Here is a 15,183-nt window from a genome sequence, read left to right on the forward strand (position 1 = left end):
CCACGCAATGGGTCAAGCCGGGGCTGATCGGCCGCGTGAAGCACCTGCGCGGCGAGGACGACCTGCGGCATGCATCGCTGCAGGACTTCCGCGAGGAGAACAAATAGCAGCTACACAACTGGTCATCGCTTTTGCGAGAGGCGCGCATCCTAACGCCGCAAAGGCGGAGCTGAACGCGATACCGCAGGAACTCGCCTCACGCTTGTCAACGGTTAACACGGCTAAGAACGCCTAACACAATTCACTTCGTCACTGTCATTGCCAAGAATAGGTATGGAGTTTTTAGACATTTATTCATCTACTCGTGCTTTCTAGTGAGCTATGTCTTTCAGCACCTTCACCCGGATCTGGTTTGGAGGATGTCGTGGTCACGATCATAATTAATGCCGACAGCGGAGGTTTCCGCATGGCACATCTTACCGCCGATACGCCTATCTGATCGCGTTCCCGTTTTTCGATCAATACCCAATCAAGCACTCAACGACCACACCGTTGCGCTGGTTGCGAGCTAAAACACCGCCGGCCTTGGTTTGGAAAAGGGGCTGACATCCTTGGAGGCGCATTATGACAAAGATTTTTGAGATCCTGGTGGGAAGCATGGCCATTGGAGCCGTTCTCGCAAATCTTTGCATGCCGGCGAACGCCGCAGTTGGCGACGACGGAACCACTGCACCCATTGGCACGAGCGGTGCCACTGTCGGAACCGAGTCCCCCGACAATCCGACCAATACGGATCTGACTCGCATTGTCGACGCTATGTCGAGCGCCGAAATCACTCGGTTCAAGAAGCGCTGCATCGACGTGATCGAGAGCCGGGGCGTTTATGATCGTGACCTGCGCCAGCTCTGCCTGCTGATCTGGCGCCACTAACCAAACCGTTCGCAAGTGCCGGAGCTGTCGACATGACACTCTCCAGTTCCGACAGTGGAGGCCCGCCCACCGAAAGGTTGGCGGGCTTTTAGATAGCGGCCCTTACCCTACGGTTGGGTAAGTGTTTCCGCCCGATTACCTGGCGTGCAGGCTTTCGTGACACAGTCGGCAATAGCCAAGAACGCTCAATCGGCGCTCGATGCCGCTAATCAGGCGGTTGCCGACGCCAAAGCGGCGCTCGACGCGCTGAATGCGAAAGCGGCTGACCCGAATACCCCGCCCGAAGATGTCCTACGATGTGGGTGGCCGTCACGGTCTCGCCGGCCATTTCCTCGACATGGTATTTCGGCATTTCGCGCGCTCCCAAGCGTCTAATTCAAGCGGCTCGTGATCTGGTTGCTCGTGCCACATCACTTGACGGAAGTCGCGGCGGTCAACCTGCTGGTCGCATATCGGGCCATAGGTCGAAACGGTCTTGTCCGTCTGCCGGCGAATGTGGTTTGCCGGGGATGCGTGGGCCAAGGTCTGCTATTCTGGTCATGCTCGAACGAACACGATTCCGCGGCAAAAGTTCCGTCAGTTTGGTCTTCTCAGTTGGTGAAAGACATCGCACCAAAGCGGAAGTCATTGGTCGGCCGTCGAAGTGTGCCTCCAAAGCGCAGTGCGCCACGGCGGTCGGTGCTTCCATCCCATAGAGTTCGATCGCAGATTGAGCGGCCTGACCTTGGTCGACGAGATCGGCAATCTTCAAAGCCGTAAATCAGCGCTCCGTATTGCGAGCCTTCCGGTATGAGTTCCGAGCCTAAGACGCTCCTGAGTAGGCTTTTCGCCCTTGTTATTTTCTCTGCCGCCGGCGCCACTGTCTATTGTCGGTGGCGAGGCCGCTATCACCTTCTGAGCGGGCTAGCGATGGAGTGCCTTCGACGGTGAAGACGATTCCGGCATCCTCAAACGCTTTGCGGATGGCGGCGAGGTTGTGGGGACGCGGTTTCCTGAATTCGTTCTCAAGATCGCTGATCACCATTTCGCTAAGATTGGCCTTTGCGGCAAGTCGCACACGCGACCAGTTCAGTAGGGCTCGTGCTGCTTTAGATTGGTCCGCTGAGAGTACGGTTCGGCTGTCCATAGACAGTCGAACATTCAGTATCGCTAAAATGTTCCTCTTGACCTTCTGCGATTTCTAACGGCGTGAGGCCGGCCTCTCGCGTAACGCGGCAGGGTTTTCCAATAACTTTGCGGAACGCTGATCGTCACGCCGCAACGTCTTCTTTTTCGGCTTGGTCTTCTCAACCAGATCTGGCCTTTTCGCTATCAGGTAGTCAGCTTTGTTCGTTCGATAGTCTTCTTTGTGGATGGACATTGCTAGGACCTCCATTGTGGAGATCAACGCGGCTGGAAGCCGGCACGTTCCCAAAAATCGCTTGTTCAAGGCCGAGCCGAACGGTGGACGGATGCCAAAAACGCGAAAAGGGCGCGGTTCATGACGCGCCCTTTATTTGACTAGTCCAACTGTGCTAGTCTACGAGTCTTGCCGACCATACCAGTCGTCGACGTCTCGCCGCACTCGATCCTTCTCAATGCCGTAGCGTTCCTGGATCGTACCTTCGAGCTGATCGCGGTTGCCGGCTATGCGGTCGAGATCATCATCAGTGAGCTTGCCCCACTGCTCCTTGACCTTACCTTTGAATTGCTTCCAATTTCCTTCGACGCGATTCCAATCCATGATGGCGATCTCCTTCGTTGTCCTTTCGAACAACGGTCGTATGGCCGTCAGGTTCCGCTGCAGGTAAGCGCGCCTGCTCGTGATCTAGCAATGGAACCTAATGCCCATCGCCAGCTTGAGGGCGCCGGCCTTTTCAGTTTTTGGAACACAGCGGGCCTTTCGCCGTTGGGTGCAATGGAACAGCTTCGCAAGGAAATGCAGGTGCTCGCCGATCCGGGCATCTGGGTCGCGCGGCATTGCTGATCCCTTATGGGATCGGTGTCGCACTGCTTCTGTGGGTAGCCGGTTGACGGACCGGCTAGCGCGCTGGCGACGAAAGATGAGCGGATTCCATAGAAGCCGCCTTAACTAGGCGGCTGGGTAGGGTCATTGCGCTCGGCCATCCAAGAGCTTCCTTGACGCAGCCAGGACGCGGCGTGTCTCGTCGATGGTCGTACGTAGGGAGTTGAGTTCGCCGACCGTCCGGCGTGGTTCCGGCGGGCGCTTTCGAGGTATGAATCGTCAGGCTTCCAACGGTCTGTCATCGGAATGTGCCGCCCGGCACCTGGTCTTTCACGATTTCAAACAGTGCCCTTGCCGCCTCATCTTCAGCCGCGTCCAGACTTGCAAGCTCGGTGCCATCGGTGTCCGGGTAAGGGGTTCCGTTGTCGGTTAGATCGAAGAAGAAGCGGGCCATGGAACCCTGACAGCGAAGCTTGGAAAAGGTTTCCTCGATCCCGAATCCGGGTGACGGCCACGGCGCACAAGGGCATTATGAAGCGGCCGGCGACGCAATGGGTCAAGCCGGGCCTCATTGGACGCGTGAAGCACCTGCGCGGCGAGGATGACCTGCGTCATGCATCGCTGCAGGATTTCCGCGAGGAAGATTGAAGGATATTCGGAGCCATGCCAGCAGCTGATCGCCTTACCGTCCGCTTCGCCTATCAACGAGGCTTTCAGGTCGTCGACGGCAGCGCAATTCTTCAGACGTTCGAGAAGCAGGATGAGGCGTTCAATTTCGTGCTCGGCCGGGGTGCTCGCGTGTGGCTGGCCTGGTCGCGGACCGTCATAGGAGGGCAGACGGCGCCCTTCGATTTCGCCGCAGCTTTCCAGCAGGAAAAGGTCGGCCGCATCCTGAAGATGATGCACGGCCCAGCCGCAGGCACTTGGTTCTGGACCTGCGATGACGGCGGCGCGTGCGGAACAGTCGAAACGAACGATGAGGCTGTTGTTGGAGTCGAGCGGAATTCACGCAGCGCATCGCCGGGGCAGATCTACGCTAACCAGCCAGCACCCATTCCAAAGCCAACACCTAGGCCGATAGCGAGGCCCATGAACAGCTTGCCTGCCATAACGATGGCGAAGGCGCCGGACAGGGCGCCACACGTCCTGGCGGGGCGCTCTGAGGGCGTTGGCGATGTCATCGAAGATAATCGCTTCCATCGGTCGAGTCTCGGAACGCCGAACCTGTGAATCCCCTGTTTGTTCCGTCAAAGTCTAACGATCAGGGAAGCGCCATTGAAAGCACGTGCAGTAACGGTTGATTCAACCATTGCTGGTAAATTGTGGAATGTGGGTGGCGGCTCCGACAGTTCGGGGTGGAACTCAATGCCGAAGCCGCCTGCGCAGCCAAGGTTGGGATTTGACCGCGCCGTCCTATAATGGGACAGCGCGGTCAACGATTCGTTAAAACGTTCTGGAACTAATTAAGCACGCGCTAATTGACTCGCGGTCTCGGGAGTCAGTGCATATGCGTGAAGTTCATTCCTCCGATGGAGCCGATTTTGGCGGGACAGGCCTCCCGAGGGCATTGGACAGCGTCACGTACCGGCCGCCGTCTTCGTCTTCCCTCTTCCTAGAGATCCGCCATTCGTTGGGCGAATGGGTTGTTCGCCTCATAGGGAGGAACGGTGAAACGTATTCCCGAGCATTCGAATATGAAGCAGATGCCGTGGCTTTCGCCGGCGATCAGTCTTCTCGTCTAGGATTGGAAGCTCCCCCGAAGCGAGCAACTTGACGAAATCAGCGAGCGACGCGCTGAAGCAGAGCGAGACTACTGTTTCGCGGTCTCGTCGGTCTCGTGTTCGAGCATTCCGATCATGGATTTCGCGCCGATCACTGGCCACTGTCGTGCATCATCTTTCAGTATGATCGATGACGCCTGTTCGGGGGTGGTATCATCCTCCAGGCCGAACTCACGGACTCCGATGGGGGTTCTTGCCTTACATCTCACACATGGATTTTTGGTGCGAAGCCAATTCATAGTGATTGGGCCGACGTGGGGCCTACCTACAGGTCTACTGCTGCGATCCGCGCAATCCCTGGCAACGCGGCAGCAACGAAAACACCAACGGCCTGCTCAGGCAGTATTTCCCCAGGGCAACCAACTTTCCCAAGTCTCGCAGGACCAGCTCGACGCCATCGCTCTGCGTCTCAATCAGCGCCCCCGAAAAACCCTGGACTTCGAAACGCCGGCCGATAGCCTACGGAACGTGTTGCGATGACCGGTTGAACCCACCGCTTCATATCGGCCGTTGAGGCAAACCTTGCCTTGGTCTGGAAGTGAACGGTTTTGGATAGGATCTATGGGTGAGATCTTGCCTCAGGAGGTGGAGCTAGGAGATGACGAAGGGTTGTCCTTAGGAAAGCTGAGGACGGGCAGGGCGCAGGCTCGAGAATCGTGATCGGGTTACATCGGCGGGTCGCGACGTTGGAACCACTTCGCGGATTGAACGTTGCGAGCAGATGATCAGACGATTTGCCTACGCCCTTATCCTCGTCCAAGTATCTATGGCGACTGCGCTCGCCACGCAGGTATTCCTGTCGACCGCAGACGAAGCCGGTAACGCAGAACTCTCGCTTGCGACGGCCCCAGGCGAAGATCAGCGATGCGCCAAGGCGATGTGGCCCAATATTCCGGAACGATGTCTGCAGCGAGCCGAGCCTAAGGTGGTTACGCTCGTCCTCAGCCAAAACAACTAGAGCCCTTCACGTTTTGACGGAAGCATATCCGGCGTTTTCGAAGTAGTTCCTGCATTCGGCTGCCTCGATGGTTTCGACGAGGTGGCCGATGTGACGCCATGTGTCCTCGACGGTGCGCTTTTGAGCCTGGCGCATCCAATGTTTGATCTTGGCAAAGGCCTGCTCAATTGGATTGAGATCGGGAGAGTAAGGTGGCAGGTACCAGAGCCTTGCGCCGGCAGCCTTGATCATCTGCCTGATGGCGGCCGACTTATGGCTTCCCAGGTTGTCCATGACGACGATGTCGCCGGGCTTCAGCACGGTGATGAGCTGCTGCTCGACATAGGCCCGGAAGCATTGGCCGTTGATTAGCCCATCGAAGACGCAAGGCGCGAGCCGATTGCAGCGCAGCGCGCCAAGGAAGGTCAGTGTGCGCCAGTGGCCGTGCGGGGCCAAGCCGCGCAGCCGCTTGCCCTTCGGCCCCCAGCCTCGCAGCGGAGCCATGTTGGTCTTGATCCACGTCTCATCGATGAAGACCAGGCACTGCGGATCAAGGCCGGTCTGCCAAGATCGCCATCGCTGGCGCCTGCGGGCAATATCAGTGCGCGCCTGCTCAAGGGCGAACAGCGTTTTTTTTGAAGCTCAGCCCCTCGCGGCGCAGGAACAGCCACACTGCGTTGTGCGAGACCTTGACCCCGCGACCGGCCAACTCATCCTTCAGACCGTGCAGCGTCAGATGTGGCGTCCCACGTATACGCGCCTCGATGAAGGCACGGTGCGGCTCCAGCACCCTCTTGCGATGCCCACCCATCTTGCCCGGTGCCACCGAGCCGGTAGTCCCATGGCGCTGCAACTGCTTCACCGCGGCCGAAACCGAAATACCGAACCGTTTGGCGGCAGACCGGCGGCTTTCACCACTCAAAACCGCCGCCACAACCCGCTCGCGAAGCTCATTGGAAAGGGGTCGAGTCATCAGATGCTGGCCTCCACTCCAGCCAGCATCTTGAATCACAAAATCGACAAAGCGGGAATCCCCTTCGATTCCATCAAGTCGTGAACCGCTCTAATGGCTGCGCCATACGCGAATGGCTCTTGCAGGCTGCCATGCCCGACTAGCCGCGCCACCACAGAATCACCACCGCTCCGTTAAGCCTCGCGTAATCTCTGCAATCTATCTTGAAGGCAAGATGGTTGAGGGTGACATGAAGCGCAAGTCGATAATGCTCTTTGCCTTCCCAGCTCTGATCCTGCTGATCTTGGCAGGGGAGCGCATGGCGACTTTCTTGCTGGGAGCATATCCGGCCAGTCCCACAATGTGGCGGTTTTGGCTTGAACTAAGGCCGCTGTCGACGATATTCTGGCAACAGGTCGATCTTTATCTCGGGTCGTCGATGGTCGTTGATGTCTCCATGCTGGCAGCCGCGTCGATCGTTTGCTGGTCGGCGTGCCGCATACGAAGGTCGGCTGCCTTCTTCTTTCTTGCCAATCACGTCGCCCTGCTTTTCGCCGGGTTGATGATCGCCGTCACCAGCCATTCCGAAACAGCGAGCACGATCGCCTCATTCACGGTACCCGGGGGGCTTCCCTTCTCGCTAATGGTCGATTTCACCTTGAAGAACAGCCTTGTACTGGTTCTAGGTCTGACAGCATGCGCCTACTGTCATGTTGTCTTTCTCAGGGAAGCTCAAGAGCGATCCGGGGCGCTGGCCGCGAGGCTTGTTGCTCTGCAGCGAGATCTCTAAGGCAGCCCCATTTTTCCGACGTTAGTTGATCTTCCGGTAGTAAACCTTGCCGTCGGCCTGCTCTATGCGCTGGTAGTCGGGGCTTGGGGCAGGCGCTGCAGCTGCAATCCTCCTTTTGGGCGGACGCGGTGTATCGACGACGCTGGGCTCGGTGGCGTCTTCACCATCGAGAACAGCAGGCGCCTCCGCCATGCTGCTGGTCGTGTCGACGGAAGGTTCCGCTGCGCTTGACGTGATTTCGTCATGGACAATAGGCTGGTTCTGTTCCAGCCGGGCTATGCTCCGGTTGATTTCGCCAAAGCTGCTCTGCAATTGAGTGTCCAGTTTTTCAAATCGGCTTTGAAAACCGTTGTTGACCGTGTCCAACCGGCCGCCGATTCGTTGTTCGAACGTCCCGAGTTCCTCCAGCCGCCCTTCCAAAAACCGCATATCGCTGATACCGCGGTAGAGATAAACTGCGGCTACCATATTCACCAAAGTGAGCAGGGACGTGCCGATGATGACCGCGCCGATAATGCTTTTGTCGCTCGGTTTCACAACGGCAGCTTGCTCTCCAATGTGGGTTGCTGTCCCAATCTCGATTGCCGGCATGTCCGGTTCGCTGATCATCGTCATTGAACCACCACCTTTGCGCCGATCGCGACGCGCTTGAAGAGATCGATCACATCGGTGTTGGTAAGGCGAAAACACCCCGATGTTCCATCGAAGCCAACACCCTTGGGATCGTTGGTTCCGTGTATCCGATAGAGCGTGTCACGCCCGTTCCGAAGCAGATAAAGCGCCCTGGCGCCAAGTGGGTTGTAAGGACCGGCAGGCACTATTTGCGGCAGGTCCGGCTGGCGGGCGCGCATTTCGCGGGGTGGGCGCCATTCCGGCCATTCGGTCTTCGCCCCCACCTCGACCACTCCGGTCCAGCCAAATCCGTCGCGTCCGACGCTGATCTGATAGCGAAGCGCCTGGCCTTGTCGGGTCACCAGATAAAGCGCTTTCTCGCCCTTGCGGATAACGATCGTTCCGGGCTGTTCTGTCGTCTCGAAGGCAACAGTCTTGCGCAGGCTGGGTCCCATTGCCGGCAGCGGCGGCCGATCCGAAAGTGCCGATCGTGCGCTGGCGAAATCCTGGACCAGCATCATCAGCGCAATGCTCATGACGCAGGCCAATCCCGGGCCAATCCGATACCTACTTGGCCGCCCCCTATTTGGCAGCGTCATCGAGCCGCTCTTTGAACATCCGCTTGAGGTCCTTGTTGAAGCGCGCACGTCCATCCACCTCGGCAGGCAGGATAGCACGGTTCAACGCATCGGTGAGAAGCGCATTGTCCAGCGCGACCGACTTGATGTGCGGCGCCTTGAAGATCTTTTCGAGTTCGCTGCGCGAAAAGTGGTTGCCGAACCATTTGCGCTTGTGCTTGTTGGCGACCAGCGTGATGCTGACAGCATTGCCACGCAACTCGCGGATCTTCTTGTAGAGCCGCTTGCCTTGTCGCAGCGAGGCGACGTTCAGTTCGAATACGATGAAGATCTCGTCGCTCGTCGACAGCACCGAATTGTGCCAAGGCGTCTCGATGTTCGGCAGATCGATGACGATGTCGTCGAACCGGTAGGCGACTAGGTCCAGCAGCCGGAAGACAAAGTCACTGCCCTGCGGTTCGAACGGCAACCGTGGCCTCTCGAAGGAATAGAGCGTCAGCCCGGACGGGCGTGAGAGCTTGATGACGTCCATCAGTTCGACATCGAGCCTCTCCGGCTGGCCGATAATGCCGCCAAGGTCGAACTGGTTGAACTGGTTGAGATAGGCGCCGCAATTGGCGCTCTGGAAATCGAGGTCGACCAGGCAGGTGGAAGCCCCGCGTTCCTTCGATTTCGACGCCAGGAATTCGGCCGCCGACAAAGCGAGCGTCGTCGCGCCGGCGCCGCCGCTGGCGCTGATGAAGGTGATAATGCGGCTTTTCGTTCCCTGGTTGCCGGTGTCGTGGAAGGTCACGGCGTTCAGCAGTTCCTTGCCGTCGAGCGGCTTGTGCAGCCAGTCCGAAGCGTTCATGCGCACCAGCACGCGGGTCTGCTCCGACGATAGCTCGTCGGAGACCGCGATCAGCGGCACGGTCGCCCAAAGGGCGCGCGCTTCGACGATGCCCGGCCTTCCGAGCAACTCGCCATTGCCGAGGTCGAGGATGACGATGCCTGGGCGGGTGTCCGCAGGCGGCCCCCCGAGGAAGTCGCCGGTCTCGGAAACCCTGACGTCGTAGATCGCCAGCGCATCGAGGCGCGTCGCCACATCGCGCTTGAAATTCGCATCCGACGAGAACAGCGCCACCTGCTTTCGCTTGGTCGGTGTAACCTTGGTGTTGATGGCGTTCATGGTGTCCACGTGCTCTTCATGTCTTCGCCCGTAACCGTGCTCAGCATGGAGGGCATGGTGATGTTTCCGAATCCGAGCAGCCCGGCCAGGAAGAAAAACTGAAAGGGATGATTGGTGATGCTGACCGTGATGGTCGGGACCGGGCCACTGGGGCGCGTCCAGTAGCCGAGGCCGGAGGCGGCGTATTCGATCCGCACCTGCGCTTTCTCAAGCATCGGCAGGTAGTCTTCCATTCCGGCACGGTTGGCCGTGCCGTCATAAATTGCGTCGAACGAGGCCTGGCTCGCATTCGCGGGTAGGCACAAGCCTCCTCCGATACTGCAGCAGGCGACACCTGCCGTGCTTGCAGTGCAGACATAATCGTACGTGCCGGCCGGCACTGCGGTGCCGACTTTGGTCACATCGGCCTGCGTTATCGTTTCAGATGGAAGGCCGAGTGCGACAGGACCAGAAATTTGCGCCAGTCTTGCGCCAGCTTGCACAGCTTTGTTTCCCGCGTTCCATTGGTAAAAGGCGTAGCCGAAATCGACGAAGCCGAGCAGAAGCGTCAATAGCAATGGCAGAGCGATGGCCATTTCGACCATCGCGGTGCCCGACTGCTCCGCGCAAAACCTTTGGTTTCCCATCACCATCCGATGACTCGTTCTTGATGGGAGACACTGAGGGTAAGGGCACCAAAGCCAAGATACGAAAAGAATCCAACGTCCGGGTAAGCATAGGATGTACTGACGTTTACGACGACGACCATGCTCGTGTTGCTGAGATAAAGCTGGGCGCCCGTGGATACATCGGTCGCAGGCGTAGACGTAGGGGTAATGTTAACTGTCGCAGGAAGCCATCCAGACACTCTGTCACTGCCGCCAACGACTGCCCCTTTGGCAGCAAGGTTTTGCGCCCACCCCTTGCAAGTGTCCCAGTCGCTACTGCATCGCGCCATGTAGCGAGCTGCATCCTCGACGCCTGCTGCAAGGAGCAGGCGCGTGTTCAGAATATTGGAGAATTCAAACACACCGGCCGATAGCAGCAATACGAACGGGACGGTAATCGCGACTTCCACCAAGGCGGCGCCCCTTTCGTCGCCCTGGAACCGCCTGATGATGTGGCCAAGCTTGGTCATGTCGGCTCTACCGGTACAGCTGGGCTTCGTTGCGGAATGCTTTGTCGACCAGAGTGTTGTTGGCAAAGCCGCCATCGACGTCGACGATCTCCAGGCTGATTGGTTTTTCACCAGCCGAAGGGTCGTCGGGGTCTTTGGTATTATCCTGCTTTTGAATTGGAGTGTTCACGAATACGCTCGCATAGCCATCCGGCTTGATCGCGATGTGACCGTTGATCTTGGCGGTGTTGGCGTAGCAATCGACAATTGCCATGTTGAGTAGCCGTCGGTCGGGGTCCGGCGTCGGGTTGTCTCCTTTGTAGCATGACGGCGTGCCGGTTTCTTTGGTCGGCGCTTTCGATTTGTCCCCGACGAGGCCTTTCGAGATCTCGTATTGGTAGACGTCGTATCGCGAGGCAGGCGCAGTTTTGCTGCCGGTCGGATTGGTTGCGCTGGGGACGTTTGGATAGGCCGTCCCGTGATTGACCGACCAGTAGCTGGTCCAGAAGTTTTGCGCTGTGATCTTGTCGGACATGCCGTTCGCGTCGACGTAGTTGGTGCCAGGAGGAAGGGGCAAAGCAGTGTTATCCACGACGGGGTCGTATTTGGTGCAGCCAGTCTTCTGGCCTTTGCGTACATTGCTCGACGGCCGGTATGCCCAATCCTTCATGTTCTTGCTGAGAGAGCCACTGTACAGATCGAACCTCGTGTTCAGTCCAGTGTTGACCGAACCCAAGGTGACACCGGTTTTTGTGGTAATCGCATCACGGCTGTAGCAAGTGCCAGCCGTTCCCATCGCTATGGCGTCGCGTAGCGAGGTCAGGTTGTTGTCGAGCAGGCCAAAATTACCGGGACCGGGGGTGTTGCCGGCCTTCAGGATGCGAAATTCGCGACCATAGGTGTCACCTGATGCGAAAGCCTGCTGGATGGTCTTGCTGGTCGAGGGGTCTTTCGTCTCGAACGGGTTGCACATGAACAGCGGGACCGTTTCGCAGATCGATTGCTTGAACCCGGCGACGGCCTGTGGCCGGATGTCCATGGTGTCGTTGCTGCCGATAAAGCTTGCTGGAAAGATCGTTGCGAAGGCACCCGCACCATCAGTGAGGCCGGAAGCATTCACAGTCACCAAGGAGAATGACACCACTTTAGGATCGGTGCTGGCCCATGTTACGCCGTTGGAGTCGACGCCGCTAGCGTCTAACCTGGTGTCGTCGCTGGCGGGTATTCCGGTCAGATATCTGATGGTCACGTCAGACAGGGCGAGCGTATGATCGCCTACGGTCGAAAACTTAGTCTTCTGCTCGGTCAGAAGAGTGGACGCCGCCAGGTTGGCTCGGGTGATCGAATCCGATCTGCCATCCAGTTCCGCGGCTGTCGCAAGCGCAAGCGCATCGACACCCTTCTGAAGATCATTGTGCAGTCCGTAGGCCCGACTCATATCGATTGCCAACAATGCGAAGCCAACCAGCACAGGCAGCATGATTGCGACAAGGATCATCGCTATGCCGCGTTGATCATTCCAGAACGCCCTAATGGTCCCCAACATGACCTTACTCTCTGCTTCCTTTGCACCAGGCCCCTCGCTCGCCCGGCGCAATGCAACCGCATCCTTCTGTTCAATTCGCTCCGTTGGTCACACCCGACCCGCCGACATTGACCGTTATCGCAGGCGGTGGCGGTGGTGGCGGTGGAAATTTGTAGCCCTGTGCAACAGCGGCTGCCCGGGCGCCGTCGCCTTCGATATGTGTGTTCTTCGCGTTCGGATTGAACGGATCCACCGTCTGCGCCAGCGAATTGAATTTTTGCGTGTCGCCGGCGGCCAGGGTGACCGTGTCGTAGTGGTTCAGATAGTCCGCGGCGCAGCCCGATAGGGCGCCGGCGCACAGAAAGAGGATCAAGGCGCTATTTCTTGACATAGAGCATCTTGTCCTTCGATTTAAAGTCCAGCATGTGGCCATAGGGGCCGGTGACGCCGTCGCCCGTTTCATATTTTCGGATCATGTCCTTGTTCACCTCGAGCTGACCAAGGATGAAGAACTCCGGGTCATTGGCCGGCCGTGTCTTGTCGAACGGGGTCGCCAGCTGCTCGCCAGGCTTCACCGGCCGGACGATGTGCGGCGTGACGATAACCACCAGTTCGGTCTCTTCCTTCTGGTTGCTCGAATTGCGGAACAGCGCACCGATGACCGGCACCTGGCCCAGCCACGGCACCTGGTTCTGCAACTTGGTGGTCTTGCTGGACAGGAGCCCGCCGACCGCGAAGCTCTGGCCGTCGCGGAGTTCGACGACGGTTTCCAGCTTGCGGTTGGTGAAGATCGGGTCGCCGGCGGTGGTGAAACCGGTGAGGTCACTCACTTCCGGCGCCAGCTTCATATGGATCTTGCCGTCGTCGAGTACGACCGGCGTGAACAGCAGATTGACGCCAAATTGCTTATACGTGATGGTTATCTGGCCATCATTGCCCACGACACGGATAGGCACTTCGCCGCCGGCGTTGAAGCTGGCTGGCTCACCGGACAGAGTGGTGAGATTTGGTTCTGCCAGCGTGCGCACGACGCCCTTGGCCTCAAGCGCTTCAATGATCAGGTCGACTTTGATGTTGCTGTCAATGACGCGGGTAATCAGTGCCGCGAAGGGATTGCTGGTCGACAGTAGGCCACTGAGCAGATCGCCCGGGCCAAGCACTACGTTATCTTTGTCGGCGGCGGCAATGCCTGTCCCTGTACGGGTTGTGCCACTGCCATTCGTGCTCCTGATTGAAACGCCGAGATCGCGGCCGGCATTACGCTTGGCTTCCAGCACGCGCACCTCGAGATTGACCTGCTGGCTGTCGTCGACGATGACGGAATTTATGATGGCGTCGGGGCCATACTGCTGTACCACTTCCAGGATCGACGCCAGCGTGGCGCCGTCCTTGACGTGACCGCCAAGCCTCACCTTGCCGTTGATCGAACCGATTTCGATGCGCGCCCTGGGCGCCACCTGGCGGATCGCCTGCGCCATGTCGCTGACGTCTACGCCGACTTCGATCTGGATGACGCCGAGCGAGCGCTTTTCCGGAGAGAAGAGATTGACTGTAGTGGTGCCGGCGCTCTTGCCGATGACATAAAGCGTTCGGTCGGTCATGGGCTGGGCATCGGCGATCTTCTCGTCGCCGACAACGATATCGCCGAGATTGGCGCTCACCTGTAGCGTCACAGACTGTGACGTCGGCAGGAAGATGCGATGGACGCTCGGGTTCGATACGTCGATGAAACGGTCGGCTGCTTCAGCCGCCGCAATCGACGTCAGCAGCGCAGCCAAACAGGACAGTGCGGCCGCCGCTACCCTCATCCAAAACCCCTGCATCCCCATCTCCCAAACTGCTGCCGCCGGCTGCCCCGCTTCGCCGCATCCCTTTATGGTTGTCGCGGCACGTCATAGGATTCAAGCTTCACGCCGCGAAAGACCCCCACTGTAACATTCTTCGGCGGTTCCGGCTCCAAATACTTGATAACTTCCTTGACGACTTCTTTTGATGCGGGTGCCGTCACCACGGCCGGCACCGGCTTGACCTTGCTCAACTCGTCGAGCTGGGTTCCCACCCTGTCCACGGCCTTTTCCAATCCGGCGATCTTGTCAGCTGCGCGCTGGCGTTCGGCTGCGGCTGCGGCGTCGGCTGCGGCCTGCTTGTCCAGTTCGGCCTGCCTCTTTGCGACATCGTCCGGCGTCTCGCCATTCAGGTCGGAAAGCGTGACTCGTTCGGTTGTCTCGCCCTTGTTGGCGGCAGCCTGGCGCAGTGCAAGAGACAACTGCCCCGCACCGGCGGCCAGCGTCAGTTTCTGCGCGTCCTTTGTGGTGGCTTCAAGCGTCACCGACTTCACAACCGTCGGGTTGTCCTTGCTTACGTCAGCGACCTGGTCGACGGCGAGCACTTTCATGCTCTGCAGCAGAACGTCGACAAAACTCTTGTCCGCACCGTCATCGCCGCGCACCGAGCGCGTCAGCAGCACATCAACCCGGTCGCCCGGGAAGACGAAGCCGGCAACGCCAAGCACGTCGTTGACGCGGATGGATACGGCCTTCATGCCTTCACCCAGCACCGCCGAAAGTGTGGCGCGCTGGCCTGGACCGGTAATCTTGCTGCCGAGGATCGGCTCATTGGTGCTGATCGCTTGCAGCGCCTGCCTTGCGCCACTGCCGGCCAAGGCTTCCTTGGTGGTCTTGAACGCTCCAGCCGGGACTGCGCCCGCGGGCCAAGCGATCTCATGCAACTTGTCGGCGCTCAATGTGTCGCCGAACTTCAGCGGCAGTGCCGCGACAACGATCGTATTGCCTTTGCCGTTTGATTGAGCCAAAGCACTACGCTGGCCAGCGAGCCAGATGTTGATCAGCACGACCGCCAGCACCCCGAAGACGCCGGCGAGGACTATCATAATAAGTGTGTTGGCGCGCATAACCCCAAGCCCCCAGCC

19 protein-coding genes and 2 pseudogenes are annotated in these 15,183 nt (G+C 58.7%); 6 read left to right on the forward strand and 15 right to left on the reverse strand.

Annotated features, from left to right (window positions below):
• Positions 1 to 107 (forward strand): annotated as a pseudogene (locus NKI37_RS16315) (ATP-dependent DNA ligase); the annotation flags it as partial.
• Positions 108 to 564: 457 nt separating this feature from the next.
• Positions 565 to 870: a hypothetical protein gene (locus NKI37_RS16320; protein ID WP_023708233.1), complete on the forward strand. Its 306-nt coding sequence runs from the start codon at positions 565 to 567 to the stop codon at positions 868 to 870.
• 433 nt (positions 871 to 1,303) lie between these two features.
• Here NKI37_RS16320 and NKI37_RS31945 read toward each other — a convergent pair whose 3' ends face one another.
• The 5 genes from NKI37_RS31945 to NKI37_RS16340 all read right to left on the reverse strand — a co-directional run bounded on the left by NKI37_RS31945 (position 1,304) and on the right by NKI37_RS16340 (position 3,269).
• Entirely contained in the window at positions 1,304 to 1,621 is a 318-nt protein-coding gene (locus tag NKI37_RS31945) for a Y4oE-related protein (protein ID WP_502896402.1), read from the reverse strand.
• Between the two features lie 84 nt (positions 1,622 to 1,705).
• Positions 1,706 to 1,996, reverse strand: coding sequence for a helix-turn-helix domain-containing protein (locus tag NKI37_RS16325; protein ID WP_031196332.1), 291 nt, complete (start codon positions 1,994 to 1,996; stop codon positions 1,706 to 1,708).
• Between the two features lie 54 nt (positions 1,997 to 2,050).
• A complete protein-coding gene (locus NKI37_RS16330; RefSeq protein WP_023708236.1) occupies positions 2,051 to 2,230 on the reverse strand; it encodes a hypothetical protein in 180 nt (59 codons plus the stop codon).
• A 159-nt stretch (positions 2,231 to 2,389) separates the two neighbouring features.
• Positions 2,390 to 2,593 (reverse strand): CsbD family protein, encoded by a 204-nt coding sequence (locus tag NKI37_RS16335; protein WP_023673385.1) that lies wholly within the window; start codon positions 2,591 to 2,593, stop codon positions 2,390 to 2,392.
• A 520-nt stretch (positions 2,594 to 3,113) separates the two neighbouring features.
• Positions 3,114 to 3,269, reverse strand: a complete 156-nt coding sequence (locus tag NKI37_RS16340) for a DUF6894 family protein (RefSeq protein WP_023709647.1) — start codon at positions 3,267 to 3,269, stop codon at positions 3,114 to 3,116.
• A 50-nt stretch (positions 3,270 to 3,319) separates the two neighbouring features.
• Here NKI37_RS16340 and NKI37_RS16345 point away from each other — a divergent pair, with 50 nt between their 5' ends.
• The 3 genes and pseudogenes from NKI37_RS16345 to NKI37_RS16355 form a co-directional block, all read left to right on the forward strand.
• A complete protein-coding gene (locus tag NKI37_RS16345; protein ID WP_023694776.1) occupies positions 3,320 to 3,463 on the forward strand; it encodes a hypothetical protein in 144 nt (47 codons plus the stop codon).
• Between the two features lie 15 nt (positions 3,464 to 3,478).
• Positions 3,479 to 4,045: a hypothetical protein gene (locus NKI37_RS16350; RefSeq protein ID WP_023807453.1), complete on the forward strand. Its 567-nt coding sequence runs from the start codon at positions 3,479 to 3,481 to the stop codon at positions 4,043 to 4,045.
• An 816-nt stretch (positions 4,046 to 4,861) separates the two neighbouring features.
• Positions 4,862 to 5,076, forward strand: a pseudogene (locus tag NKI37_RS16355) (IS30 family transposase); the annotation flags it as partial.
• Between the two features lie 484 nt (positions 5,077 to 5,560).
• On the opposite strand, the gene NKI37_RS16360 reads toward NKI37_RS16355, so the two are convergent.
• Positions 5,561 to 6,506 (reverse strand): IS630 family transposase gene (locus NKI37_RS16360; RefSeq protein WP_155927170.1). Its coding sequence is split into 2 segments (ribosomal slippage): positions 5,561 to 6,169 and positions 6,171 to 6,506, totalling 945 coding nucleotides; the frame shifts between segments, so codons are not numbered across the junction.
• 229 nt (positions 6,507 to 6,735) lie between these two features.
• On the opposite strand from NKI37_RS16360, the gene NKI37_RS16365 reads away from it, so the two are divergent.
• Positions 6,736 to 7,275, forward strand: a complete 540-nt coding sequence (locus NKI37_RS16365) for a hypothetical protein (protein ID WP_023807451.1) — start codon at positions 6,736 to 6,738, stop codon at positions 7,273 to 7,275.
• 21 nt (positions 7,276 to 7,296) lie between these two features.
• Here NKI37_RS16365 and NKI37_RS16370 read toward each other — a convergent pair whose 3' ends face one another.
• The 9 genes from NKI37_RS16370 to cpaB all read right to left on the reverse strand — a co-directional run bounded on the left by NKI37_RS16370 (position 7,297) and on the right by cpaB (position 15,165).
• Positions 7,297 to 7,890, reverse strand: a complete 594-nt coding sequence (locus NKI37_RS16370) for a hypothetical protein (protein ID WP_023708243.1) — start codon at positions 7,888 to 7,890, stop codon at positions 7,297 to 7,299.
• Positions 7,887 to 8,486 (reverse strand): L,D-transpeptidase, encoded by a 600-nt coding sequence (locus NKI37_RS16375; RefSeq protein WP_023708244.1) that lies wholly within the window; start codon positions 8,484 to 8,486, stop codon positions 7,887 to 7,889. The genes NKI37_RS16370 and NKI37_RS16375 overlap by 4 nt, the downstream gene beginning before the upstream one ends.
• Complete coding sequence (locus NKI37_RS16380) at positions 8,470 to 9,633, reverse strand: CpaE/TadZ family protein (RefSeq protein ID WP_023807450.1); 1,164 nt, start codon at positions 9,631 to 9,633, stop codon at positions 8,470 to 8,472. The genes NKI37_RS16375 and NKI37_RS16380 overlap by 17 nt, the downstream gene beginning before the upstream one ends.
• Complete coding sequence (locus NKI37_RS16385; RefSeq protein ID WP_023708246.1) at positions 9,630 to 10,265, reverse strand: TadE/TadG family type IV pilus assembly protein; 636 nt, start codon at positions 10,263 to 10,265, stop codon at positions 9,630 to 9,632. The genes NKI37_RS16380 and NKI37_RS16385 overlap by 4 nt, the downstream gene beginning before the upstream one ends.
• Positions 10,259 to 10,750 (reverse strand): TadE/TadG family type IV pilus assembly protein, encoded by a 492-nt coding sequence (locus NKI37_RS16390; RefSeq protein WP_031196329.1) that lies wholly within the window; start codon positions 10,748 to 10,750, stop codon positions 10,259 to 10,261. The genes NKI37_RS16385 and NKI37_RS16390 overlap by 7 nt, the downstream gene beginning before the upstream one ends.
• Before the next feature lie 7 nt (positions 10,751 to 10,757).
• A complete protein-coding gene (locus NKI37_RS16395) occupies positions 10,758 to 12,275 on the reverse strand; it encodes a TadE/TadG family type IV pilus assembly protein (protein ID WP_081725392.1) in 1,518 nt (505 codons plus the stop codon).
• Between the two features lie 70 nt (positions 12,276 to 12,345).
• Positions 12,346 to 12,627, reverse strand: coding sequence for a hypothetical protein (locus tag NKI37_RS16400; protein WP_023694789.1), 282 nt, complete (start codon positions 12,625 to 12,627; stop codon positions 12,346 to 12,348).
• A gap of 4 nt (positions 12,628 to 12,631) precedes the next feature.
• Positions 12,632 to 14,077 (reverse strand): type II and III secretion system protein family protein, encoded by a 1,446-nt coding sequence (locus NKI37_RS16405; RefSeq protein WP_023708249.1) that lies wholly within the window; start codon positions 14,075 to 14,077, stop codon positions 12,632 to 12,634.
• Between the two features lie 50 nt (positions 14,078 to 14,127).
• Positions 14,128 to 15,165, reverse strand: coding sequence for a Flp pilus assembly protein CpaB (cpaB, locus tag NKI37_RS16410; RefSeq protein WP_023708250.1), 1,038 nt, complete (start codon positions 15,163 to 15,165; stop codon positions 14,128 to 14,130).
• Positions 15,166 to 15,183 lie beyond the last annotated feature (18 nt).

The organism is Mesorhizobium sp. M0626, assembly GCF_040320665.1.
GTDB lineage: Bacteria > Pseudomonadota > Alphaproteobacteria > Rhizobiales > Rhizobiaceae > Mesorhizobium.